The organism is Streptomyces sp. NPDC029151, from assembly GCF_055564315.1.
In genome coordinates, this window is the sequence record NZ_JBVHWQ010000009.1 from 301,633 (window position 1) to 325,540 (window position 23,908).

General features: G+C 73.5%; 19 protein-coding genes and 1 pseudogene. 14 read left to right on the plus strand and 6 right to left on the minus strand.

Going from position 1 to position 23,908, the window contains the following annotated elements:
• The first annotated feature begins 87 nt into the window (after nucleotides 1–87).
• Together ACZ4VF_RS30440 and ACZ4VF_RS30445 are read left to right on the plus strand one after the other, a co-directional pair.
• Nucleotides 88–2,355 (plus strand): MMPL family transporter, encoded by a 2,268-nt coding sequence (locus ACZ4VF_RS30440; RefSeq protein WP_467929995.1) that lies wholly within the window; start codon nucleotides 88–90, stop codon nucleotides 2,353–2,355.
• A gap of 40 nt (nucleotides 2,356–2,395) precedes the next feature.
• Nucleotides 2,396–3,439, plus strand: coding sequence for a zinc-dependent alcohol dehydrogenase family protein (locus ACZ4VF_RS30445; protein WP_467929996.1), 1,044 nt, complete (start codon nucleotides 2,396–2,398; stop codon nucleotides 3,437–3,439).
• 209 nt (nucleotides 3,440–3,648) lie between these two features.
• Here the strand turns inward: ACZ4VF_RS30445 and ACZ4VF_RS30450 are convergent, their stop codons facing one another.
• Complete coding sequence (locus ACZ4VF_RS30450) at nucleotides 3,649–3,849, minus strand: helix-turn-helix transcriptional regulator (RefSeq protein ID WP_467929997.1); 201 nt, start codon at nucleotides 3,847–3,849, stop codon at nucleotides 3,649–3,651.
• Nucleotides 3,850–4,189: 340 nt separating this feature from the next.
• Between ACZ4VF_RS30450 and iolC the strand changes: the two genes are divergently transcribed.
• The 8 genes from iolC (at nucleotide 4,190) to ACZ4VF_RS30490 (ending at nucleotide 16,317) form a co-directional block, all read left to right on the plus strand.
• Complete coding sequence (gene iolC / locus ACZ4VF_RS30455) at nucleotides 4,190–5,140, plus strand: 5-dehydro-2-deoxygluconokinase (protein WP_467929999.1); 951 nt, start codon at nucleotides 4,190–4,192, stop codon at nucleotides 5,138–5,140.
• A gap of 59 nt (nucleotides 5,141–5,199) precedes the next feature.
• Entirely contained in the window at nucleotides 5,200–6,084 is an 885-nt protein-coding gene (locus ACZ4VF_RS30460; RefSeq protein ID WP_467930059.1) for a Cgl0159 family (beta/alpha)8-fold protein, read from the plus strand.
• A 7-nt stretch (nucleotides 6,085–6,091) separates the two neighbouring features.
• Nucleotides 6,092–6,931: a 5-deoxy-glucuronate isomerase gene (gene iolB, locus ACZ4VF_RS30465; RefSeq protein ID WP_467930000.1), complete on the plus strand. Its 840-nt coding sequence runs from the start codon at nucleotides 6,092–6,094 to the stop codon at nucleotides 6,929–6,931.
• The gene (iolD, locus tag ACZ4VF_RS30470) at nucleotides 6,928–8,805 is read left to right on the plus strand and encodes a 3D-(3,5/4)-trihydroxycyclohexane-1,2-dione acylhydrolase (decyclizing) (protein WP_467930001.1); all 1,878 of its coding nucleotides are present in this window, start codon (nucleotides 6,928–6,930) and stop codon (nucleotides 8,803–8,805) included. Before iolB ends, iolD begins: the two co-directional genes overlap by 4 nt.
• A 15-nt stretch (nucleotides 8,806–8,820) precedes the next feature.
• Entirely contained in the window at nucleotides 8,821–10,323 is a 1,503-nt protein-coding gene (gene mmsA, locus ACZ4VF_RS30475) for a CoA-acylating methylmalonate-semialdehyde dehydrogenase (protein ID WP_467930003.1), read from the plus strand.
• Between the two features lie 480 nt (nucleotides 10,324–10,803).
• Nucleotides 10,804–12,267 carry an APC family permease gene (locus ACZ4VF_RS30480; protein WP_467930004.1) on the plus strand — a complete coding sequence of 488 codons (1,464 nt, stop codon included), beginning with the start codon at nucleotides 10,804–10,806 and terminating at the stop codon, nucleotides 12,265–12,267.
• A gap of 544 nt (nucleotides 12,268–12,811) precedes the next feature.
• On the plus strand, nucleotides 12,812–15,466 hold the full coding sequence (locus ACZ4VF_RS30485) for a CocE/NonD family hydrolase (RefSeq protein WP_467930005.1): 2,655 nt from the start codon (nucleotides 12,812–12,814) through the stop codon (nucleotides 15,464–15,466).
• Nucleotides 15,463–16,317, plus strand: coding sequence for an ABC transporter permease (locus ACZ4VF_RS30490; protein ID WP_467930007.1), 855 nt, complete (start codon nucleotides 15,463–15,465; stop codon nucleotides 16,315–16,317). Before ACZ4VF_RS30485 ends, ACZ4VF_RS30490 begins: the two co-directional genes overlap by 4 nt.
• 72 nt (nucleotides 16,318–16,389) lie before the next feature.
• On the opposite strand, the gene ACZ4VF_RS30495 is transcribed toward ACZ4VF_RS30490, so the two are convergent.
• Nucleotides 16,390–16,788: a rodlin gene (locus ACZ4VF_RS30495; protein WP_467930008.1), complete on the minus strand. Its 399-nt coding sequence runs from the start codon at nucleotides 16,786–16,788 to the stop codon at nucleotides 16,390–16,392.
• A gap of 246 nt (nucleotides 16,789–17,034) precedes the next feature.
• On the opposite strand from ACZ4VF_RS30495, the gene ACZ4VF_RS30500 reads away from it, so the two are divergent.
• The 4 genes and pseudogenes from ACZ4VF_RS30500 to ACZ4VF_RS30515 form a co-directional block, all read left to right on the plus strand.
• On the plus strand, nucleotides 17,035–17,433 hold the full coding sequence (locus ACZ4VF_RS30500) for a rodlin (protein WP_467930009.1): 399 nt from the start codon (nucleotides 17,035–17,037) through the stop codon (nucleotides 17,431–17,433).
• Between the two features lie 240 nt (nucleotides 17,434–17,673).
• Nucleotides 17,674–17,901, plus strand: coding sequence for a chaplin (locus ACZ4VF_RS30505; protein WP_467930011.1), 228 nt, complete (start codon nucleotides 17,674–17,676; stop codon nucleotides 17,899–17,901).
• A 114-nt stretch (nucleotides 17,902–18,015) separates the two neighbouring features.
• The gene (locus ACZ4VF_RS30510) at nucleotides 18,016–19,053 is read left to right on the plus strand and encodes a chaplin family protein (protein ID WP_467930012.1); all 1,038 of its coding nucleotides are present in this window, start codon (nucleotides 18,016–18,018) and stop codon (nucleotides 19,051–19,053) included.
• Between the two features lie 80 nt (nucleotides 19,054–19,133).
• A pseudogene (locus tag ACZ4VF_RS30515) lies at nucleotides 19,134–20,156 on the plus strand (glycoside hydrolase family 26 protein); the annotation flags it as partial.
• Here the strand turns inward: ACZ4VF_RS30515 and ACZ4VF_RS30520 are convergent.
• From ACZ4VF_RS30520 to ACZ4VF_RS30535, 4 genes are read right to left on the minus strand one after another with little or no spacing between them, the layout of a single operon-like run.
• Entirely contained in the window at nucleotides 20,099–21,304 is a 1,206-nt protein-coding gene (locus ACZ4VF_RS30520; RefSeq protein ID WP_467930013.1) for a GNAT family N-acetyltransferase, read from the minus strand. The pseudogene ACZ4VF_RS30515 and the gene ACZ4VF_RS30520 overlap by 58 nt on opposite strands.
• Nucleotides 21,301–21,945: a YveK family protein gene (locus ACZ4VF_RS30525; RefSeq protein WP_467930015.1), complete on the minus strand. Its 645-nt coding sequence runs from the start codon at nucleotides 21,943–21,945 to the stop codon at nucleotides 21,301–21,303. Before ACZ4VF_RS30525 ends, ACZ4VF_RS30520 begins: the two co-directional genes overlap by 4 nt.
• Nucleotides 21,942–23,099, minus strand: a complete 1,158-nt coding sequence (locus tag ACZ4VF_RS30530; RefSeq protein WP_467930016.1) for a glycosyltransferase — start codon at nucleotides 23,097–23,099, stop codon at nucleotides 21,942–21,944. Before ACZ4VF_RS30530 ends, ACZ4VF_RS30525 begins: the two co-directional genes overlap by 4 nt.
• A complete protein-coding gene (locus ACZ4VF_RS30535; protein ID WP_467930017.1) occupies nucleotides 23,096–23,857 on the minus strand; it encodes a polysaccharide deacetylase family protein in 762 nt (253 codons plus the stop codon). Before ACZ4VF_RS30535 ends, ACZ4VF_RS30530 begins: the two co-directional genes overlap by 4 nt.
• Nucleotides 23,858–23,908 lie beyond the last annotated feature (51 nt).

Consider the following 23,908-nt stretch of genomic DNA (forward strand, 5'->3'; position numbering starts at 1 on the left):
CGTGTTTTTCAGTCTATGGCTATGACTGATCCATGCTGCCGTGCCCGCGCGCGGCCGCGCTGGTCAGGGTGAAGGGGACACCGCACGATGACCGAAGTCAACAAGGCGCCGCGGCCCGCGGACGCACCACCCCGGATAGGCGGCTGGACGCGGTTCGTCACCGCCCGGCCCCGCCTGTCGCTGCTGGTGGCACTCGTGCTCACCGCCCTCGCCGTGCTGGCCGGCAGCGGAGTGGCGGACCGGCTCGGCAGCGGCGGCTGGGAGGACCCGGCCGCCGAGTCGACGTACGCGACGAAGGCTCTGGAGCGCGAGTTCCCCGGCTCGCAGCCGAACATGCTGCTCCTGGTGGACGCGGGCCGAGCCTCGGTGGACGACCCGGCGGTGGCCGCGCAGGCCCGCGCGCTGGCCCGGCGGCTGGCCGGGGAGCCCGGCGTGACCGGCGTCGGCTCCTACTGGCAGGCCGCCCCCGCCCAGGCCCCGGCCCTGCGTGCCGAGGACGGCCACGAGGCCCTGATCGCCGCCCGCATCACCGGCGACGAGAACGCGATGGGCCGGACCCTGGACCGCATAGCGCCCCACTACCGGGGCACCCACGGCCCGGTCCAGGTGAAGATCGGCGGCATCGTCGCGGTGCGGCACGAGATGCAGACGATCATCAAGGAGGACCTCACCCGCGCCGAGCTGATCGCCCTGCCGATCACCCTGGTGCTGCTGGTCATGGTCTTCGGCAGCGCGGTGGCGGCCCTGCTCCCGCTGGGCATCGGCGTCGTCGCCATCCTGGGCACGAACGCGGTGCTGCGCGGCCTGACCACCTTCACCGACGTCTCCGTCTTCGCGCTGAACCTCACCACGGCCCTCGGCCTCGGCCTCGCCATCGACTACGCCCTCTTCATCGTCCGCCGCTACCGCGAGGAGCTCTCCTCCGGCGCCGACCCGCTGACCGCGGTGGGCACGACCCTGCGCACGGCCGGCCGCACCGTGCTCTTCTCCGCCCTGACGGTCGCGGTCTCGCTGGCCGCGATGATGCTCTTCCCGCAGTACTTCCTGCGGTCCTTCGCCTACGCCGGCATCGCCGTGGTCCTCCTCGCGGCGGCCGCCGCCCTGATCCTGCTCCCGGCCGCGCTGGTCCTGCTCGGCCACCGGGTCAACTCCCTCGACCTGCGCCGCCTGTTCCGCCGGGGCCGCGAGCCGGAACCGGTCGCGGGCACCGCCTGGGGGCGCGCGGCCGGCCTGGTGATGCGCCGCGCCCCGCTCTTCGCCCTCGGCACCACGGCCCTGCTGATGCTGCTCGGACTGCCCTTCCTGGGCGTGACGTTCGGTACGGCCGACGACCGGCAGCTGCCCTCGGCCGCCGAGTCCCACGTGGTGCAGCAGCACATCCGCGAGGGCTTCCCCGGCAGCCCCGGCGGCGGCCTCGAAGTCCTCGCCGAGGGCCGGGCCACCCCCGCCCAGTACGCCGCCTACAAGCAGCGGGTGGCCGCCCTGCCCCAGGTGGTCCGCGTCGACGGCCCCCTGATCGAGGGCGACACCGCCTACTTCACGGTCCAGCCCAGGGGCGAGGCGGTGGACGACCCCGCGCAGCGCCTGGTCGGCGACCTGCGCGCGCTGCACGCCCCCTTCGACACCGAGGTGACCGGCACGGCCGCCGTCCTCGTGGACACCAAGCACGCGATAGCCGAGCGCCTGCCCTGGGCGGCGGCCTTCATAGCCGGTGTCACGCTCCTGCTGGTCTTCCTGCTCACCGGCAGCGTGCTGATACCCCTTCAGGCCGTGGTGCTCAACGCGCTCAGCCTGACGGCGATGTTCGGCGCGGTCGTCTGGGTCTTCCAGGACGGCCACCTGTCCGGCCCGCTCGGCTTCACCAGCCCCGGGTCCATCGAGACCACCCTGCCCGTCCTGATGTTCTGCGTGGCCTTCGGCCTCTCCATGGACTACGGCGTGTTCCTGCTCTCCCGCATCAAGGAGGAGTACGACCGCACGGGCGACCACGAGCGAGCGGTCCGTCTCGGCCTCCAGCGCACAGGCGGCCTCATCACGGCCGCGGCGGTCATCCTCGCGGTGGTGATGGTGGCGATCGGCACCTCCCGGGTGACCAACACCAAGATGCTGGGCCTCGGCATCGCCCTCGCGGTGCTGATGGACGCGATGGTGGTCCGCAGCCTCCTGGTCCCGGCCGTCATGCGGCTGACCGGGAGGGCGACCTGGTGGGCGCCGGGGTGGCTCAGGCGCTTCCACGAACGGTTCGGCCTGAGCGAGGGCGAGCGGGAGGAGCCCCGAAGCGGCCCGGGGGCGGGCGCGAGCGGTCACGAGGAACCGGCACTGGCCGCACCCCCGGGCGGCGCCCGGAGCGTCTAGCCTGCCCGCAGGGTTCCGCGGGTTTCCGAAGGGAGCGGGCATGCGAGCCGTGGTGTTCGAGGAGTACGGAGAACCGGCCGAGGTGCGGGACGTACCCGACCCGGAGCCCGCGGAGCACGGCGTGGTCGTCCGCGTCGAGGCCACCGGTCTCTGCCGCAGCGACTGGCACGGCTGGATGGGGCACGACCCGGACATCACGCTGCCGCACGTGCCGGGGCACGAACTCGCCGGTGTGGTGGAGGCGGTGGGCGCGCGTGTGACCGGCCGGCGGCCCGGCGACCGGGTCACCGTGCCGTTCGTCTGCGCCTGCGGTGGCTGCCCGTCCTGCGCGGCGGGCGACCAGCAGGTGTGCGAACGCCAGACCCAGCCCGGCTTCCACCACTGGGGCTCCTTCGCCGAGTACGTCGCGCTCGACCACGCCGACGTCAATCTCGTCGCGCTCCCCGACGACATGGCGTACACCACCGCCGCGGCCCTCGGCTGCCGCTTCGCCACCGCGTTCCGCGCCGTGGTGCAGCAGGGCCGGGTGGCGGCGGGGGAGTGGGTCGCGGTGCACGGCTGCGGCGGGGTCGGCCTGTCGGCGGTGATGATCGCGGCGGCCTCGGGGGCCCGGGTGGTCGCCGTCGACGTGGCACCGGGAGCGCTGGAGCTGGCGCGGACCTTCGGTGCCGCCGTGTGCCTGGACGCGGCCGGCGTGCCCGATACGGCCGCAGCGGTCCGGGAGCTGACCGGCGGCGGCGCCCATCTCTCCCTGGACGCCCTGGGCTCGCCGGCCACCTGCGCGGCTTCGGTGAACGGCCTGCGCCGCCGCGGCCGGCACGTCCAGGTCGGCCTGCTGCCCTCGGCCGACGGCACCACCCCGGTGCCGCTGGCCCGTGCCACCGCCCTGGAGCTGGAACTGCTCGGCAGCCACGGCATGGCCGCCCATGCCTACCCCGGCATGCTGGACCTGGTCCGCTCCGGCGTGCTGCGCCCCGATCTCCTGGTGACCCGGACGCTCACGCTCGACGCGGCCCCGGCGGCGCTCGCGGCGATGGACACGGCACCGGGCGCCGGCGTCACGGTCATCGAACCCTGGGGCTGACACCCCTCCGCCGACAGCCGCACCCCGCCCCGCGGGCCGACAGCGTCACCCAGCCGAGAACCGCGCCCCGCCGACACGCGCCCCGCCGACAACCGCGCCCCGGGGGCCACCGCCCGGTCGCCGCCTCCCGGGGACCCGCCCGACCGGCCCGCGCCGGCGGCGGCTCCCCGGGGGCGACCGCCCGGCCGCCGCTTCCTGCGGGGCGGAGGTCAGCCGTCTCCGCGGCCGCGGTTGCGCGGGCGGGAGGCGACCCAGGCGCGGACCGTGTCGGCGTACCAGTAGGGCTTGCCGCCCTCGACGTGGTCGGGCGGGGGCAGCAGCCCGTGCTTGCGGTAGGACCGTACGGTGTCCGGCTGCACCCGGATGTGCGCCGCGATCTCCTTGTAGGACCAGAGCCTTCGGTCGGCCATGCGTTGCACCTCCCTGCGCGCACCGCGGCGACGAGCCGGGAACGGCCGCCGGGGGGACCGGGCGCTGCGCTGATCACCCACCCTGTGCCCGGTGAACGACGCTCCGTGACCAGGGGCCCACTCCTGTCGATCAGGTGTGACGGAGCGTCCTCGGACATGCAACATGTGTGACAGGAAGGGGTTTTTTGTGACGAAGGGGTCACGGTCGGCGATGCCCGGCGCCGCGGCGGGGCCCCCGCCCACCCTGGGGCGCAACTGGTCCGAATGTCCGGACAAAACATTGACAGGGCTCGCCGTGCGGGACTAGAAAGCCGGGGAGAGCCGTGACGAAGGGAAGCCGATGGCCTACGACCTGATCACCATGGGGCGGATCGGAGTGGACCTCTACCCGCTGCAGACCGGCGTCCCGCTCGCCCAGGTGTCGTCCTTCGGCAAGTTCCTCGGCGGGTCGGCGACGAACGTCGCGGTCGCCGCCGCCCGGCTCGGCCGGCGTACGGCCGTGATCACCCGCACCGGCGACGACCCGTTCGGCGCCTATCTCCACGAGGCGCTGCGCGGCTTCGGCGTCGACGACCGCTGGGTCACGCCCGTCCCCGGCCTGCCCACCCCGGTCACCTTCTGCGAGGTCTTCCCGCCGGACGACTTCCCGCTCTACTTCTACCGGCAGCCCAAGGCCCCCGACCTGGAGATCGACGCCCACCAGCTGGACCTGGACGCCATCCGCGAGGCCGGGATCTTCTGGGTCACCGGCACCGGACTGAGCGAGGAGCCGAGCCGTACGGCGACCCTCGCGGCCCTCGCCCACCGGGCCAAGGCGGGCATCACCGTCTTCGACCTCGACTGGCGCCCCATGTTCTGGGCCGACCCCGGCACCGCCCGCCCCTTCTACGCCGAGGCCCTGCGCCACACCACCGTCGCCGTCGGCAACCTGGACGAGGTGGAGGTCGCGACCGGGGTGCGCGACCCGTATGCCGCCGCCCGCGCCCTGCTGGACGCCGGTGCCGAGCTGGCCGTGGTCAAACAGGGGCCCAAGGGAGTCCTCGCCGTCAGCCGGCGGGGCGAGACAGCCGAGGTGCCGCCGCTGCCCGTCACCGTCCTCAACGGACTCGGCGCCGGAGACGCCTTCGGCGGCTCCCTCTGCCACGGCCTGCTGGCCGGCTGGGACCTGGAGGCGGTCATGCGGCACGCCAACGCGGCCGGTGCCATCGTCGCCTCCCGTCTGGAGTGCTCCTCCGCGATGCCCACCCCGGACGAGGTGGCCGCCGCGCTCGACGCCGGAGCGGTGCTGTGAGGGCCGGCCGGGTCGCGGGCACGCACCAGGAAGGCGGCTCGGGCGGCCGGACGTCCCGCGTGGACGTCGCCGAACTCGTCCGCCTCCGCACCCGCCACCCCGAGGCGATCGCCGAGGCCGCCGCGCGCCGGGCGCGCAGGCCGCTGCTCAACGAGACCGGCCGGCTGATGATCGTCGCCGCCGACCACCCGGCGCGCGGCGCGCTCGGCGTCGGTGACCGCAAGCTCGCCATGGCCAACCGTGCCGACCTGCTCGAACGGCTCTGCCTCGCGCTGTCCCGGCCCGGCGTCGACGGCGTCCTCGCCACCGCCGACATCCTGGACGACCTGCTCCTGCTCGGCGTCCTGGACCACAAGGTGGTCATGGGCTCGATGAACCGCGGCGGGCTGCAGGGCGCCAGTTTCGAGCTGGACGACCGGTTCACCGGCCACCGCCCGGAGGACATCGAGCGCCTCGGCTTCGACGCGGGCAAGCTGCTGCTGCGCGTCGACTACGCCGACCCGGGCTCCCTGACCACCCTGGAGTCCACCGCCCGGGCCATCGACGCCATGGCCGAGCGCCGGCTGCCGGTGTTCGTGGAGCCGTTCATCAGCCGCCGCACCCCGGAGGGGAAGGTGGCGAACGACCTGTCCGCCGAGGCGGTCACCCGGTCCATCGCCATCGCCTCCGGCCTCGGCGGCTCCTCCGCCTACACCTGGCTGAAGGTGCCGGTCACGGCGGACCCGGACGACATGGCCCGGGTCATGGAGACCTCCACGCTGCCCGCCGTGCTGCTCGGCGGGGACATCGGCGACTCGCCCGCGGACCAGGTCGCCGCCTACGAGAAGTGGCGCGGCGCGCTCCGACTCCCCACCGTGCGCGGCCTGGTGGTCGGCCGCTCGCTGCTGTACCCGGCGGACGGCGACGTGGCCGCCGCCGTGGACACCGCCGTAGGACTGCTGTGAGGGCCGTATGACCAGCACCGATCTGCATCTGCCCAGGGGCGCCGCCGCGAACGCCCCGTACGCCGTCGACATCGGTCCCGAGCTGGCCGGCTGGACACACAGCAGCCTGCGGGTGGTCGAGGTGGCGCCCGGTGGCCGCCATGAGTTCACCGCCGGGGACAGTGAGTGGATCGTGCTTCCGCTGGAAGGCGGATGTACCGTACAAATTGAAACTGCGTCAAGCGAGCCGAGCGAGTTCCAACTCCTGGGCCGGGAGAGCGTGTTCGCGAACGTCTCCGACTTCGCGTACGTTCCCCGGGACGCCCGGGTCCTGATCGCCTCCGGCGCGGGAGGCCGCTTCGCCCTGGCAGGAGCGAAGTGCGAGCGACGACTCCCCGCCCGCTACGGCCCCGCGCCGGAGGTCCCCGTCGAGGAACGCGGCAGCGGCACCTGCGCCCGCCGGGTGCGCAACTTCGCCTCCGCGGACTCCTTCGACTGCGACAAGCTGATCGCCGTGGAGGTGATCACCCCGGGCGGCAACTGGTCCTCGTACCCGCCGCACAAGCACGACGAGCACCGGCCGGGCGAGGAGTCCGAGCTGGAGGAGATCTACTACTTCGAGATCGACGGGCCGAACGGGCTGGGGTACCAGCGGGTGTTCCCCTCGCGCGAGGGCGGGGCGGACGTCCTCGCCGAGGTCCGCTCCGGCGACGCGGTCCTCGTGCCCGACGGCTGGCACGGCCCGTCCATCGCCCAGCCCGGGCACGACATGTACTACCTGAACGTCATGGCGGGCCCCGGCCAGACCCGGGAGTGGCGGATCTGCTTCCACCCCGGCCACACCGACACCACAGGGGGGTACCGATGACGATCCGGCTCACCGTCGCCCAGGCGCTCGTCCGCTTCCTCGCCGCCCAGTACACCGAACGGGACGGCGAACGGCGGCGGCTGATCGGCGCCACCTGGGGCATCTTCGGGCACGGCAACGTCGCCGGCATCGGCCAGGCGCTGATCGAGCACGGCGACGTCATGCCGTATCACCAGGGCCGCAACGAGCAGTCCATGGTGCACGCGGCGGTCGGCTACGCCCGCCAGTCCAACCGCCTGTCCACGCACGCGGTGACGACGTCGATCGGACCCGGCGCGACCAACCTGGTCACCGGCGCCGCCCTCGCCACCGTCAACCACCTGCCGGTGCTGCTCCTGCCCGGCGACGTCTTCGCCACCCGCCCCGCCGACCCGGTCCTGCAGCAGCTGGAGGTGCCGTACGCGGGCGATGTGTCGGTCAACGACACGCTGCGCCCGGTGTCGAGGTACTTCGACCGCATCACCCGGCCGGAGGCGCTGATTCCGTCAGCTCTGCAGGCCATGCGGGTCCTCACCGACCCCGTGGAGACCGGCGCGGTCACCCTCGCCCTGCCGCAGGACGTGCAGGCGGAGGCGTACGACTGGCCGGAGGAGTTCTTCTCGGCGCGCGTGTGGACCGTACGGCGGCCGGGCGCGGATCCGACCGAGCTGGCGGAGGCGGTCCGGGCGATCCGCTCCGCCGCCAGGCCGCTGGTGATCGCGGGCGGCGGGGTCCACCACAGCCGCGCCGAGGAGGCCCTCGCGGAGTTCGCGGCGGCGACCCGCATCCCGGTCGCCTCCACCCAGGCCGGCAAGGGCTCGCTGCGACACGACCATCCGCAGGACGTCGGCGGGATCGGCCACACCGGCACCGCGACCGCCGACGAGCTGGCCCGCACCGCGGACCTGGTGATCGGCGTCGGCACCCGCTACACCGACTTCACCACGGCCTCCGGCACCCTCTTCGAGAACCCGGACGTCCGCTTCCTGAACCTCAACATCGCGCCCTTCGACGGCCACAAACTGGCCGGCCTCCCGCTGGTCGCCGACGCCCGCAGCGGCCTGGGCGAACTGACCGAGGCGCTGGTCATGCACGGCCACACCGTCGCCGACGCCTACGTCGGCCGGTACAGCGAGGACAAGGAACGCTGGGAGGAGCGCGTCGACGCCTGCTTCGCGGCCGGGGAGCCGGACGTACGGCCGTCCCAGCCGCAGGTCGTCGGTGCCCTGGACGCGCTGGTGGACGAGTCGGACATCATCGTCAACGCGGCCGGTTCCCTCCCCGGCGACCTGCACAAGCTGTGGCGGGCGCGGTCCCGTGACCAGTACCACCTGGAGTACGGCTACTCCTGCATGGGCTACGAGATCCCGGCCGCCCTCGGCGTGAAGCTCGCCGCACCCGAGCGGAACGTGTGGGCGCTGGTCGGGGACGGTACGTATCTGATGATGCCGACGGAGATCGTGACCGCGGTCCAGGAGGGCATCGCGATCAAGATCCTGCTGGTGCAGAACCACGGGTACGCCTCGATCGGCGGGCTCTCGGAGTCGGTGGGGGGCGAGCGGTTCGGCACCGCCTACCGCTTCCCGACCGAGGAGGGGACGTACACCGGCGCCCCGCTCCCCGTGGACCTCGCCGCCAACGCGGCCAGCCTGGGCATGCGGGTGCTGCGCGCGACGACCGTACGGGAGCTGCGCGCGGCGCTCGCGGAGGCGCGTGCCGCCGACACTCCCACATGTGTCTACGTGGAGACCGAAACGTCCGACACTGTGTCGGGCGCGCCTCCCGCGCAGGCCTGGTGGGATGTTCCTGTGGCCGAGACCGCGACCCGACCGTCCGCGGTGAAGGCACGTGAGCTGTACGAACGGCACGTCTCGACCCGACGCCGCCATCTGTAGAAGGAGTCTTAGGGCATGACGAAGATCGTCAACCACTGGATCGGCGGCAAGACCGTCGAAGGGGCGTCGGGTACGTACGGGCCGGTCACCGACCCGGCCACCGGCGCGGTCACCACGAAGGTCGCGTTCGCGTCGGTCGAGGAGGTGGACGCGGCGGTCGCGGCGGCCAAGGACGCCTACCTGACCTGGGGCCAGTCCTCGCTGGCCCAGCGGACCTCGATCCTCTTCCGGTTCCGGGCGCTGCTCGACGCCCACCGCGACGAGATCGCCGAGCTGATCACCGCCGAGCACGGCAAGGTGCACTCGGACGCGCTCGGCGAGGTCGCGCGCGGCCTGGAGATCGTGGACCTGGCCTGCGGGATCAACGTCCAGCTGAAGGGCGAGCTGTCCACGCAGGTCGCGAACCGGGTCGACGTCTCCTCGATCCGGCAGCCGCTCGGTGTCGTCGCCGGCATCACGCCGTTCAACTTCCCGGCGATGGTCCCGATGTGGATGTTCCCGATCGCCATCGCCTGCGGCAACACCTTCGTGCTGAAGCCGTCCGAGAAGGACCCGTCGGCGTCCGTCAGGATCGCCGAGCTGCTGGCGGAAGCAGGCCTGCCGGACGGTGTCTTCAACGTCGTGCACGGTGACAAGGTGGCCGTCGACCGGCTGCTGGAGCACCCGGACGTCAAGGCCGTCTCGTTCGTCGGCTCGACGCCGATCGCCCGCCACATCCACACCACCGCCTCCGCCAACGGCAAGCGGGTGCAGGCCCTGGGCGGCGCCAAGAACCACATGCTGGTCCTGCCGGACGCCGACCTGGACGCGGCGGCCGACGCGGCCGTCTCCGCCGCCTACGGCTCCGCGGGCGAGCGCTGCATGGCCATCTCGGCGGTCGTCGCCGTGGGCGCCATCGGCGACACGCTGGTGGAGAAGATCCGCGAGCGGGCCGAGAAGATCAAGATCGGCCCGGGCAACGACCCGACGTCCGAGATGGGCCCGCTGATCACCGCCGCCCACCGCGACAAGGTGGCCTCGTACGTCTCCGGTGCCGCCGCCGAGGGCGCCGAGGTCGTCCTGGACGGCACCGGTTACACCGTCGAGGGCTTCGAGGACGGCCACTGGATCGGCATCTCGCTGCTGGACAAGGTGCCGACCAGCGCGAAGGCGTACCAGGACGAGATCTTCGGCCCGGTGCTGTGCGTGCTGCGCGCCGACACCTACGAGGAGGGCGTGGCCCTCATCAACGCCTCGCCGTTCGGCAACGGCACCGCGATCTTCACCCGGGACGGCGGCGCCGCCCGCCGCTTCCAGCTGGAGATCGAGGCCGGCATGGTCGGCGTGAACGTGCCGATCCCGGTGCCGGTGGGCTACCACTCCTTCGGCGGCTGGAAGGACTCGCTCTTCGGCGACCACCACATCTACGGCAACGACGGCACGCACTTCTACACCCGCGGCAAGGTCGTCACCACCCGCTGGCCGGACCCGGCCGACGGCCCGGCGGGCGTGGACCTGGGCTTCCCGCGCAACCACTGACGGCCGGACGGCACGGTGCCCCGCCCTCCTCGCACGAGGAGGGCGGGGCACCGCCGCGTTCACCCCCGGAGTCCTGGCGCGGTGGGCGCTCCGTCGGCCGGTACTGGCATGGACGCGACCGGTTTGCCCGTCCGGATAGCGGACGGTTGACATTTTTTTGAAACGTCGACTGCGGTTCCCGTTTCCGGTGGACGAAACGGGTGACGAAGGAGCTGAGTCTAGTTGGCCTTTGAAACCAAGGTCACTATCGCGATGGGCTTGATGAATGCGCCTATAGGGCGTCGCAACCTGGGAAAGTGATGCTCCGGCCGATCATCCGGAGCTGCGGATTCCGAAGGTAAACGGCCATTGACGTGGCGGTTTTCGTCGGGGTTCTCTATGCAACGCCGGGAGCGGACGAAACGAACGTACGACGATCCGCCGGAGGCGATAGCGCTCCCGTCCCCCACCTCAGTCGCACGAGTCGATCGGAACCGCCGTATGACCGACACGCTCCAGAAGTCCGTGGCAGACACCGCTTCGGCCCCCGCACCGGGACTCAAGCGTTCCATCGGTGTCGTCGGCGGTACCCTGCTGACGCTGTCCTGCGTCACCCCCGCCTCCACGCTCTTCGTGGTCGTCCCCGATCTGTTCGGCTCGCTCGGCACCGCCACCGCCCTGACGATCGCCATCGGCTCCCTCCTCTGTATCGCCGTCGCGTTCTGCTACTCCGAGCTGGGCACCCTCATCCCCAGCGCGGGCGGCGAGTACGCCATGGTGTCGACGATGGCCGGACGGCTCGCGGGCTGGCTCGTCTTCGTGCTCTCCCTGCTGGTCGTGATGATCGTGCCGCCGGTGATCGCGATGGGCACCGCGGACTACCTCGCCCCGATCGTCCACCTCGATCCGTCCATGACCGGTGCCGGCGTGATGCTGCTGGCCACCCTCGCCGGCCTGCTCGACCTGCGCGCCAACGCCTGGATCACCGGCATCTTCCTGGTCCTGGAGGTCATCGCGGCCGGCGTCGTCGCCCTGCTGGGCTTCTCGCACGGCCACCGCGGGGTCGGCAGTCTGGTCTCGATGCAGGTGGCCGGCGCCCACGGCCACACGGACACCGTGACGGCCATGCTGGTGGTCTCCGGCCTCGCCATCGCCCTCTTCGTCACCCAGGGCTTCTCCACCGCCGTCTACCTCTCCGAGGAACTGGAGAACCCGCGCCGCAACGTCGCCCGCACGGTCCTCGCCACCCTCGCCATCTCCACCGTGGTCATCCTGGTGCCGGTCGCCGCGATCACCATGGGCGCCTCCGACCTGAAGGAACTGACCGGCGGCGACATCAGCTCCATGGTCACCGCCTGGTCCAACTCCGCGGTCGGCACCTTCGTCAGCCTCTGCGTAGCCCTCGCGATCATCAACGCGGGCATCGTCATGGTCATCCAGAACTCCCGCGTCCTGTTCGCCTCCGCCCGCGACAAGGCCTGGCCCGGACCGGTCAACACCGTCTTCTCCAAGCTGGGCCGCTTCGGCTCCCCCTGGGTGGCCACCCTCGCGGTCGGCGTCCCCGGCGCGATCCTGTGCTTCGTCAACCTGGACACCCTGTACGGCGTCACCGGCGTCTCGGTGACCGGCATGTACCTGCTGGTCGCGGTCGCCGCCCTGCTCGGGCGCCGCGGCTCCCACAAGCACACGGCCGCCTGGCGGATGCCGCTGTGGCCCGCCGTGCCGGTCCTGCTCATCGCCGTCCTGGCGTACGTCCTGACCCAGCAGGAGACCACCTACCTGCTGTGGACCGGCGGCATCACCGCCGCGGCCACCCTCTACTGGGCCCTGTACCTCCGCCCGCGCCGCGAGACGCACTGGCTGGTGTCGATCCCGGAGGACGCGCAGGTTCCGGAGGTCACCGCGCGCATCCCCGCCCAGGGCGGCCCGGCGCCCGCCCCGGTCGCCGGCGAGGCCCGGGACTGAGCCGCGGCCGGGGGTGCGTCCCCCGACACCCCCGGCCCGCAGCCGCCGCCCCCGTCACCCACTGCCAGGTGGGGTGCCGGGGGCGGCGGCGTCGCCACGGTCCGTGCCGGCCCGGTCCCGCAACTCCCACGCACCACGGTGCACGTGCCGTCGTCCGGCCGCCCGCACTGCGACAGGCGGCAAGGGCGGCGTCGTCCCCGGCGTCGACACCGGCCCGCATGCCGTAGCAGCCCCGCCCCCCGTGCCGGCGCGGCCAGCCGCCGGACCAGGGCCCGGCCGGCGCCCCGGCGGCGGTACGGCCCCGCGACGGCCGGCTCGTACAGGAACATCTCGGCGCCCTTGTGCGGGGGTGCACGCTCTCGCCCCGCTGGCGAACCCGCTGACGGCCTCCTCCGCGCACGCCGGCAGCGGATGTGCCCGGGAACGGTGAGGTCTTCGTACCGCGGCCGAAGTACGCCCGGACAGGCCCGTACACCCCAGGGAGGGCGCACGGCTCCGCCCCACGGCAGCAGCGCTTGTCAGCGGCGGCCCGTACCGTTGACCCATGGATCTTCCACTTCCCGCCCTGCGCGGCCTGCTGCGGCGGCCCCGGCGGCTCCTGGCCGCCGGGGCCGCCGTCGTGGTGCTCGCCGGCGCCGGGACGTGGACGGCGGCCGTCGCCTCAAACGACACGCGGTCCGTGCGCCGCAGCGACCAGGTCATGGCGGTCGACGGGGTGCGCCTGGACACCTCGTACTTCACCCCGGCCGACGCCGACCGCCACCCCGCCGTCCTCCTCGCGCACGGCTTCGGCGGCAGCAAGGACGACATGCGGCGGCAGGCCGAGGACCTCGCCCGGGACGGGTACGCGGTCCTGACCTGGTCCGCGCGCGGCTTCGGCGGCTCCACCGGGAAGATCGGCCTCAACGACCCCAAGGGCGAGGTCGCCGACGTCTCCCGGCTCATCGACTGGCTGGCCCGGCAGCCCCAGGTGCGGCTCGACAGGCCCGGCGACCCGCGCGTGGGCGTGGCCGGCGGCTCCTACGGCGGCGCGGTCTCCCTGCTCGCCGCGGGCCACGACCGGCGGGTCGACGCCATCGCCCCGGCCATCACCTACTGGAACCTCGCGGACGCCCTGTTCCCGAACGGCGTGTTCAAGAAGCTGTGGACCGGCGTCTTCTTCAACACCGGCGGCGGCTGCGCCAGGTTCGAGCCCGCGCTGTGCCGGATGTACGACCGGGTCGCCGAGTCCGGCACCCCCGACCAGGCCGCCCGGAAGCTGCTCCAGGAGCGCTCGCCGTCCGCCGTCGGCGACCGCGTCAAGGTGCCCACCCTGCTGGTGCAGGGGCAGACGGACTCCCTGTTCACCCTGGACCAGGCCGACGCGGCCCAGAAGGCGATCCGTGCGAACGGCGCGCCCGTCGACGTCGACTGGATCGCCGGCGGGCACGACGGCGGCGACATGGAGACGAGCCGCGTCGAGGCACGCGTGCGTGCCTGGTTCGACCGGTACCTGAAGGGCGACAAGGGCACCGACACCGGCCCGGCGTTCCGGATCACCCGCACCGGGGGCATCGACTCCACCGACGGCAGCGCCCAGCTCCGCGGCGCGAGCGCCGCTGCCTACCCGGGCCTCGTCGGCCACCGGCGCGCCGTCGCCCTCACCGGCGGCACCCAGCACGTCACCAACCCGCCCGGCGCCAGCCCGCCCGGTGTCTCCGCGCTGCCCGGACTCGGCGGCTCCGGCGGCCTCGCCCAGCTGTCCGCGCTGGGCGTCGGCGTCTCCCTGGACTTCCCCGGCCAGTTCGCGAGCTTCGACTCGGCACCGCTCACCCGGGACCTGCGCATCACCGGCACCCCGACCGCCACCGTCCACATCACGTCCACCCGCGACGACGCCGTCCTGTTCGGCAAGGTCTACGACGTCGGCCCCGACGGCACCCGGCAGGTGCTGCCCGCCCAGCTCGTCGCCCCCTTCCGGGTGACCGGCGCCAAGGCCGGCAAGGACGTCACCGTCACCCTCCCGGCGATCGACCACGAGGTGCAGAAGGGCCACCGGCTCCGCCTGGTCCTCGCCTCCACCGACCTCGGCTACGCCTCACCCGCCGCCCCGGCCGACTACACCGTCTCCCTGAGGGGCGACCTGAGCGTGCCGACGGCGCCCGCCGTCACCACCGCCGCCGCGCCCCTGCCCGCCTGGGTGTGGTGGCTGCCCGCGGCCGGCGCGGCCGTCGCCCTCGCCCTGCTGCTGACCGCCCGCCGCCGCACGGCCGCCCCCGCACCCGACCCCGAGCTGGCCGAGGTCCCGCTGGTGATCGAGGGCCTGAGCAAGCGGTACGCCCGCTCCACCGACCGGTACGCCGTCCGGGACCTCTCCTTCCGGGTGCGGAAGGGCCAGGTCCTCGGCCTCCTGGGACCGAACGGCGCGGGCAAGACGACCACCCTGCGCATGCTGATGGGCCTGATCCGGCCGGACGACGGCGAGATCCGCGTCTTCGGCCACGCGGTCCGGCCCGGCGCGTCGGTGCTGTCCCGGGTCGGGGCCTTCGTCGAGGGCGCCGGATTCCTGCCCCACCTGTCCGGCCGCGAGAACCTGGAGCTGTACTGGCGGGCCACCGGCCGTCCGCCCGAAGACGCCCACCTGGACGAGGCACTGGAGATCGCCGGCCTCGGCGACGACGCGCTCGCCCGCGCGGTGCGCACCTACTCCCAGGGCATGCGCCAGCGTCTGGCCATCGCCCAGGCCATGCTCGGCCTGCCCGACCTGCTCATCCTGGACGAGCCCACCAACGGCCTGGACCCGCCCCAGATCCGCGAGATGCGCGAGGTGATGATCCGCTACGCGGCCGACGGCCGTACGGTGATCGTCTCCAGCCACCTCCTCGCCGAGGTCGAGCAGTCCTGCACCCACCTGGTGGTCATGGACCGCGGCCGGCTGGTGCAGGCGGGACCGGTCCGGGACATCATCGGCTCCGGCGACACCCTGCTCGTCGGCACCGCCGTACCCGTGGACGAGCCGGTGGCGGGAAAGGTGGCCGCACTGGCCGGCGTCGCCTCCGCCGTGCGCACCGACGACGGGCTGCTGGTCCGGCTGGAACCCGGCGGCACGGCCGAGCGACTGGTCGTGGAGCTGGTGCGACTGGAGGTGCCGGTCGTCTCGGTCGGCCCGCACCGCCGCCTGGAAGACGCCTTCCTCACCCTGATCGGAGGTTCCGCATGAGCACGCTCACCGAGACGGCCTCCGGCTACCGGGCGGGGCGCACCCTGCCGCTGCGGGTGGAGCTGGCCCGCCAGCTCAAGCGGCGCCGCACCCTGGTGATGGGCGCCGTCCTGGCCGTCCTGCCGTTCGTTCTGCTGATCGCCTTCGCGGTCGGCGGCGACCCGGGCGGCCGGAACAACCAGGTCACGCTGATGGACACGGCCACCGCCTCCGGCGCCAACTTCGCCGCCGTGAACCTCTTCGTCTCCGCGGGTTTCCTGCTGGTCATCCCGGTCGCCCTGTTCTGCGGGGACACGGTCGCCTCCGAGGCGAGCTGGTCCTCGCTGCGCTACCTGCTGGCCGCGCCGGTACCCCGGGCCCGGCTGCTGTGGTCCAAGCTGGTCGTGGCGCTCGGCCTGAGCCTCGCCGCGATGGTGCTGCTGCCGCTGGTGGCGCTCGCCGCCGGCACGGCCGCCTACGGCTGGGGCCCGCTGGAGATCCCCACCGGCGGCGCGCTGGACACCGGTACGGCGGCCCAGCGGCTCCTGGTGGCCGTGGCGTACGTCTTCGTGTCCCAGCTGGTCACCGCCGGGCTGGCGTTCTGGCTGTCGACGAGGACGGACGCCCCGCTCGGCGCGGTCGGCGGCGCCGTCGGCCTGACCATCGTCGGGAACGTCCTGGACGCCGTCACCGCCCTCGGCCACTGGCGGGACTTCCTGCCCGCGCACTGGCAGTTCGCCTGGGCCGACGCCGTCCAGCCCCGCCCCGAGTGGTCCGGCATGATCCAGGGCACCGCTCTGTCCCTCACGTACGCCCTGGTGCTGTTCGCGCTGGCCTTCCGGGGTTTCTCCCGCAAGGACGTCGTCTCCTAGGGCGTTCCCCACCGCCGCCGACACGCCGAAGCGGGCCGCCGGACCACCCGGCGACCCGCTTCGGACGGAAGGTCAGCTCTCGCTGTTCTGGGACAGGATCGACACGTCCTCCAGCAGGTGCGCCAGCGCGCCGTCGCGCTTGACGTTCGAGGAGTTCTCGGTGCACTGCTGCTGCATGTGGTCCGACAGGATCGGAATGTCCTGGACATTGACACCGATCAGGGCGCCGACACCGATCGGAATGTCGTTCAGGGCGATGCACGGCTTGTTGAAAGAGCCCTGGATCAAAGCGATCTGCGGGCTCATGTTCCCGTACGTGGCCGAGTTGCCGTAGCTCTGCCAAGCGCCGTTGCCGTTGGCGGCGGTCGGCCCGCTGTCGTTTCCGATCGCCAGCGCCTGCGGTGCCGCGGCAGCGGAGGCGCCCATGGCCGAAGCGGCGACGGCCGCAGTGGCAACAATCTTCTTGATCACTGGCCAGTCCTTTCTGAGAAACCCCGTCCACCGGAGCGCTTTGGTCAACTCCCCGGGCCCCTCTTGGTTTCTGCCGTTCACCCCGTCGGCCGATCCGGTGGACTGGTGGTGTGTTTGTCCGATTGATGCTTTCTCGTCACCTCTCAGGCGTTTGGGCTCCAACCGAGTGAATCGGCGGAACCATTCCCGGTGCACCGGGTTGATGAGGCCGTAGGGCATGCGTCGCTACGAGGAAAGGAACGCGAAGTGCTCAAGAAGGCAATGGTCGCCGCCGCGACCGCCGCTTCTGTCGTGGGAATGGCGGTGGCGGCCGCGCCGCAGGCGCTTGCCATCGGCAACGACGACGGACCGACCGTCGCGAATGGCAACGGCGCCGCGTCGTCGTGGGGCAACTCGGCGACGAAGGGCAACATGAGCCCGCAGCTCTCGCTGGTGCAGGGGTCGCTCAACAAGCCGTGTGTCGGTATCCAGGACGTCGATGTCGCCGTCGACGTGCTCATCGGCATCACGGCCCAGGACATCCCGATCCTGTCGGACCACCTGCAGCAGCAGTGCAACGACAACTCCACCAACGCCAAGCGCGACGGTGCGATCTCGCACGTCCTGGAGGACCTGTCGGTTCTTTCGGCCAACGGCGAAGGCTGAGCCGACCCGGCGTGGCCCGGGCCGTCCGCTGCACCGTCTGCGGGCCGCCCGGGCCTTTTTCCACGGAATTCAGGCGAGGGAAAAACGCGCGAGGAAGCGGTGCGATCGAGTGATTATCACGCGATTCGTGTTCCGCGGTCTCCTGTTGTGTCAATCCCTCGTTCCGTGCCACGACCGTTCACGTCGTGCTCGCACGGTTCTGGCCGTCATCGGGGCATGACCCCAGAGAAGGGAACACTCATGAAGAAGACCGTCGCTGCCGTCACGGGCGCCATCCTGGCCCTGGGCCTGGGCGGAACCGCCTTCGCCGACGCCGGTGCGGGCGCTGTCGCCGCCAACTCGCCGGGCGTCCTGTCCGGCAACGTCATCCAAATCCCGATCCACGTGCCGATCAACGTGTGCGGCAACACGATCGACATCATCGGGCTGCTGAACCCCGCGTTCGGCAACGTCTGCGTCAACAACTGAGGTTCGCCCGCGCACTCCACCAGCTTCCCCGGCTGAGTACAGGCCGGCCCCGGACCGTCGATTCTTCGTTCCGGGGCCGGCCTTCCCACTTCTTCGAGCAGGAAGACCACGAGATTGCGACAGACTCTCAGCAAGGGCATGGCCGTGGCCGCCGCCGCGACCGGCATGCTGTCCTTGTACGGCGGCGCCGCCCTCGCCGACTCGCGTGCGGAAGGTACCGCCCAGGGTTCCCCCGGGGTTCTGTCCGGGAACAACGTCCAGGCCCCGGTCAGCGTCCCGGTCAACGTCTGCGGCAATTCCGTGGACGCGGCCGCGGCGCTGAACCCGGCGTTCGGCAACTCCTGCGTCACCGCCGGACACGGACCGAACGGCCGGACCGGCAGCGAGTCCCACGAGGAGTACGGCACCCCCGGGGAGCACCCCGGCTACGGCGCCCCCGCCGGCCACTCCGGCTACGGCACCCCGTCCGGCCACTCCGGTTACGGCACCCCGGGCGACACCGCCGACCTGCCTGGTCCCGGTGACTCCACCGGCCGGCCCGGCCCCGGCGCCGACCACTCCACCCCACCGGCCGGCGGCGGCAGGACGACCGCACCCCCGTACGGCGGGAAGGAGACGACCCCGCCCCCGCACGGCGGCGGCAGGACGACCCCGCCCCCGTACGGCGGGGAGGAGACGACCCCGCCCCCGCACGGCGGCGGCAGGACGACCCCGCCCCCGTACGGCGGGGAGGAGACGACTCCGCCCCCGCACGGCGGCGGCAGGACGACCCCGCCCCCCTACGGCGGGGAGGAGACGACTCCGCCCCCCTACGGCGGTGGTGAGACGACCTCGCCCCCCTACGGCGGTGGTGAGACGACCCCGCCGGGCGGAGGGCACAGCACACCCCCCGGTGGCGGTCACAGCACCCCTCCCGGCGGCGGTCACACCACACCCCCGTACGGCGGTGGCGAGAGCACACCCCCGGGCACGGGCCACACCCCGCCTCCCGGCGGCGGTGGCGGTGGTGAGGAACACCCCGGGCAGCCGCCCGTGCTCGCGCACACCGGTGGTGACGGCCCCGCGATGATGGCGACCTCGGCCGCCAGTGCCGCGCTGATCGCGGCCGGAGCGATCCTGTACCGGCGAGGCCGGGCCACCGCCCGCCGATGACGCGCCGGGTGCCGGACCGGGCGTCCGGCACCCCGCCGCACCCTGCGCGCAGGGATGCGTCCGGGAGGAAGGGAGCGGGTATGGCTGCACGCCGGCGCAGGGGGCGGTCCGGGCGGCTGGCCCTCATCGCGGGGTCCCTCGTCGCGTCGGTCGCCCTGGCGGTCGGTCCCGGTTCCGACGCGCGACCCGCGACGGTGCCGGCCCCCGCCCCGCCGCCCTTCGGCGCGTTCATCGACTCAGGGCCCCCCGGGGTCGCGCGGCTGGCCGAGCTGAGCGAGTGGCTCGGCGGGACCGAGGTGAAGGTCGCGCACACCTATCTGCCCGGCGGCACCTGGCAGGACATCGAGGGCCCGCCCGGCTTCCTGGACGTGTGGGCGCAGTGGCGGCGCCAGAAGGCGGACCGGACGCTCGTCCTCAACGTGCCGATGCAGGAACGCAACGAGGAGGACCTCCCCGACCCGGAGGTGCGGTCGCTGCTGGCGCGGGCCGCGGCCGGCGCGTTCGACGGCCACTTCCGGTCCCTGGCGGAACAGCTGGTGCGGCTGGGGGTGCCGGACACGGTGATCGTGCTCGGCTGGGAGATGAACGGCACCACCTACACCCACCGCTGCGGACCCGACCCGGAGGCCTGGAAGACGTACTGGAACAGGATCGTCGCCGCCATGCGCTCGGTGCCGGGCCAGGCGTTCCGGTTCGACTTCACACCGAGCCGCGGCCGGGACGCGGTGCCCTGGACCGAGTGCTACCCCGGGGACGACACGGTCGACATCGTCGGCATGGACGCCTACGACCAGCCGAGCGGAGTGCCGTTCGAGGAACAGGTCACCGAGCCCTACGGTCTCCAGCAGCACGTGGACTTCGCGAAGGCCCACGGCAAGCCCCTGTCCTATCCGGAATGGGGGCTGTTCAGCAACGGGGACGACACCGTGTACATGGCGGGGATGCTCGCCTGGATCGAAGCGCACAGACCGCTGTACAACACGGTGACCGACTACTGCCCGCACGGCGTCTGGCAGTGCTCGGACAACCCCCGCTCCTCGTGGATCTACCGGGCCGCCCTCTTCGGCCGTACCTCCGCCTCCCCGGCCGGCTGCCCGTCGCCGCGCTCCCGCCACCGGTGCAGCAGCTCCCTGCCCCGCTGCCGGGCGGTGACGTCGCACAGCGCGGCCGTCAGCAGCGGGGAGGTGCGCCGCCGGGCCATGAGCAGCCGCCGGTTGACGACCCGTTCGGGCCGCCAGTGGTGCTTGTACGGCTCGTCGCCGCGCAGCAGGCTCAGCGTGCCCCGCTGCCCGTCACCGCTGTGTTCGGCGCACGCCTCCAGCAGCATCACCGCCACGTCCGCCCTGCGCTCGCGCAGCACCGGGTGGGCGCCGTAGAGGTAGCCGCCGGCCAGGCTGCCCGACAGCAGCGTCAGGTCGACTGCCAGCACCTCGCCGTCGACCAGGAACTCGGTGACCACCGCGTCCCCCGAACGCACCATCCGCCCCGCCGCGCGCACCAGGTGCTCACGGAACCGCGGCCGCAGATGCTCGCCCGTCACCTTCCGCCCCTGCCACTGCAGCCGGTGCAGCTCCAGCAGCCGGCCGAGCGCCGCCTCCACCTCCTCCGGGCCCACCGCCCGCCGCCGCACCCCCAGCGCGGCCAGCCGGCGCAGCTTGGCCCGCACCCGCTGCCCGGACTTGCCCGACGGCAGCCGGGCGATCAGCTCCTCCATCGGCAGGGCCGGCAGCTCCAGGCACAGCGAGTCGCGGACCGTGCGACGCGGCCCGGGCCAGCGGTCGTAGACCCGTTCCACCGCGCCGCCCGGGCGCACCTCGCGGAAGTCGACCAGCGCGGTGCGCGCCGCGTCCGCGAGCGCCTCGGTGAGCGCGGCGGCCGCCGGCCCGTCGTCGGTGTCGTCCAGCAGGACGTCCGTGTAGTCGGAGATCGGCCCGCCGAGCGGCACCAGCGCGGGCCACGGCCGGCGGACCAGCATCAGCGGCGCGGCGGCCACCAGTTCGGGCCCGGCCCGCACGACCAGCAGCCGGAGCCGGCCGCGCCGGCCGTACGACAGCCACCACGAGTGCAGCCAGGCGTGGCTCTGGAACGGGGTGGCGGCGGCGCATCGCCGGAACAGCCGCCCCCAGGCGGGCGCCAGCGCCGCGAAGGCCTCCTCGTCCGTGATGACGTCCGTGGTGAGGGCGGGGCCGGTGCCGGGGCCGGTGGGCTCTGTCGCGGGGCGCGCGGTGCCCGCCGGGTAGAGGGCGGTCACCGCCGGCCGTGCGCGTCGGCGGGGACGGCCGGTCCGGGCACCGAGCGCGACAGGAAGGTCTCCCGCTCCGGGCGGCGTCTCGGCCGTACCAGCAGGGCGAGGGCCCCGAGCAGGCCGCCGGCGCTCGCGCCGACCAGTCCGGTCACCCCCGGCGACGGCGAGGACGGCTCGTCCGGCCGCGCCGCGCGGGAGAACTGCCGCAGCTCGACGTGCGTGCCGGCCTTCGCGGCGGCGGCGTGCCGGGTCAGCGCGCGGGCGACCGCGTCGGCCATGGCGGCGGCCTCGGCCGGGTGCTCGGAGGTGGCGGAGACGGCGACCATCGGGGCGTCCGGCGAGGTCGCGGTGCGCACTCCGGCGCGCAGGGTGCTCACCGGCACCCCGGCCTGCTCCTGGGCGTCGCCGAGCACCGCGATCTGGGTGGCGACCCGGCCGTAGACCTGTGCGAAGCCGAGCGCGGTGGCGGTGTCGGCCCCTGCGCTGGGGACGGCCACGACATAGCTGGTCGCCGTGTACTCGGGCGGCTTCAGCACGCCGTACCCGCCGCCCAGCAGCCCGCCGGTGAGGACACCGGCCGCCACCAGCGACCAGGGCGGGAGCGTGCGGAGCCGGGAGGGGCGGGAGCGGTGGTGGTTCTCGGTCATGACGGGGTGACTCCCTGCGGGGATCGGGACGGGGGGACCGGGTGGGCGAGCGCCGCCGTGTAGACGTCCATCAGCCGGGCGGCGCTGCGGGTGATGCTGTAGTGGCGGGCCGCCTCGGGGGCGGTGCGCGGGCCGGGCACGGCGGCGCGGACCTCGGCGAGCGCGCGGGTGTAGGCACCGGCGTCGCTCGACACCCGGACCGCGTCGGGGGCGGCCCCGGACGGCAGGTCCTCCAGGGCCGGGCAGGAGCTGTAGCGCACGGGAAGCCCGGCCGCGAGCGCCTCCACGACCGCCAGGCCGAACGCCTCCTCGGGGGAGGGCGAGGCCAGCACGTCCATCGCCGAGGCCAGCGAGGGCAGGTCCGGGCCGGCCGAACCGTCGGGCAGGTACGGCCGCTCCCCGGCGAACAGCACCCGGCCGGCCACCCCCGCCTCGCGCGCGGCCCGCCGCAGCGCGGGCTCCTCCGGGCCGCCGCCGACCAGCAGCAGCCTGCAGTCGGCGGGCAGCCCGGCCAGGGCGCGGATCAGGACGTCGAAGCGTTTGCCGGGGGCGAGCCGGCCGATGCCGCCGATGACGAACGCGCCGTCGGGCAGCCCGAGGCGGGCGCGGGTACGCAGCCGGGCCGCGGGGTCGTGGGCGAACCGCGCCAGGTCGATGCCGTTGGGTACGACCGCGATGCGCGGCTCGGGCACCCCCCAGCGGGCGAGCCGGCCGGCGACCGTGGGGGAGACCGCGACGGTGCGCCGGCCCAGCCGTTCGCCCAGCAGGTACAGCGCGCGCACCCCGGCGGTGAGCGGCCGGCCCTCCATCTGCGAGTCCCCCAGGGAGTGTTCGGTGGCGACGACCGTGCGCACCCCGGCCAGGCGGGCGGCGATCCGGCCGTACAGGCAGGCCCGGTACAGGTGGGTGTGGACGAGGTCGTACCGGCCGCGCCGGACGATCCCGGCCAGCCGGGGCAGCGCGGCCAGGTCGCGGTTCCCTGCCATCCCGAGGTGGGTCACCCGCACCCCGTCGGCCGCCAGTCCGTCCGCCACCGCACCGGGGTTGGTCAGCGTCACCACCTCGGACTCGACCGGCAGATGCCGCAGCAGCAGCCGGAGCTGCTGCTCGGCACCGCCCACCCCGAGCCCGGTGATGATGTGCAGGACCCTCACCGCAGCCCCTCCACGGGCCGCCGCCGCAGCCGGTGCAGCCGGTGCTTCAGGAACAGGCGTACGGCGGTGTCCCGCTCCCCGACGTACACGCGCGGCAGCACGTGCGGGCCGCTGAGCCGGCCGGGGTCGATCGCGCAGGCATAGCCGTAACCGGCCTCCCGTACGGCCGCCACGGCGCGCGGGTCGACCGTGCCGTACGGGTAGCAGAAGCCGGTCACCGGGGCGCCGGTCAGTTCCTCCAGCGCCGCCCGGCTGCCGGCGGTCTCGGCCCTCAGCGCGGTGTCGTCGGCCCGTGTCAGATCGACGTGGGTGAGGCCGTGCGAGCCGATCTCCACGCCCGCGGCGGCGGCCCGCCGGATGCCGTCGGCGGTCAGCAGCGGCTTGCGCGGGCCCAGCGGGTCCCAGACGTTGTCGCCGCCGAGCCGGCCCGGCAGCACGAACAGGGTGGCCGTGCACTCCCAGCGGGCCAGCAGCGGCAGGGCGTTGCCGAGGAAGTCGGCGTACCCGTCGTCGAAGGTGAGCCCGACCAGGCCGCGTCCCCCGCCCCGGGCGCGGGCGGCGAGCAGCTCGGCCACCGACACCCCGCGCAGGCCCCGCCGGCGCAGCCAGCACAGCTGCCGGTCCAGCCGGCCGGGGCTGACCGTGACGCGGTACGGGTCGTCGGAACAGTCGCCGACCGAGTGGTACATGGCGATCCACGGGACGGGACCCGGGGCGGAGGCCCGGACGCGGGCCGGGGACTCGACGGAGGACGGCATGGGCGAGCCTTCGGGAGAGGGGGTACGGAACGGGGTGCGGGGGCGGGGTGC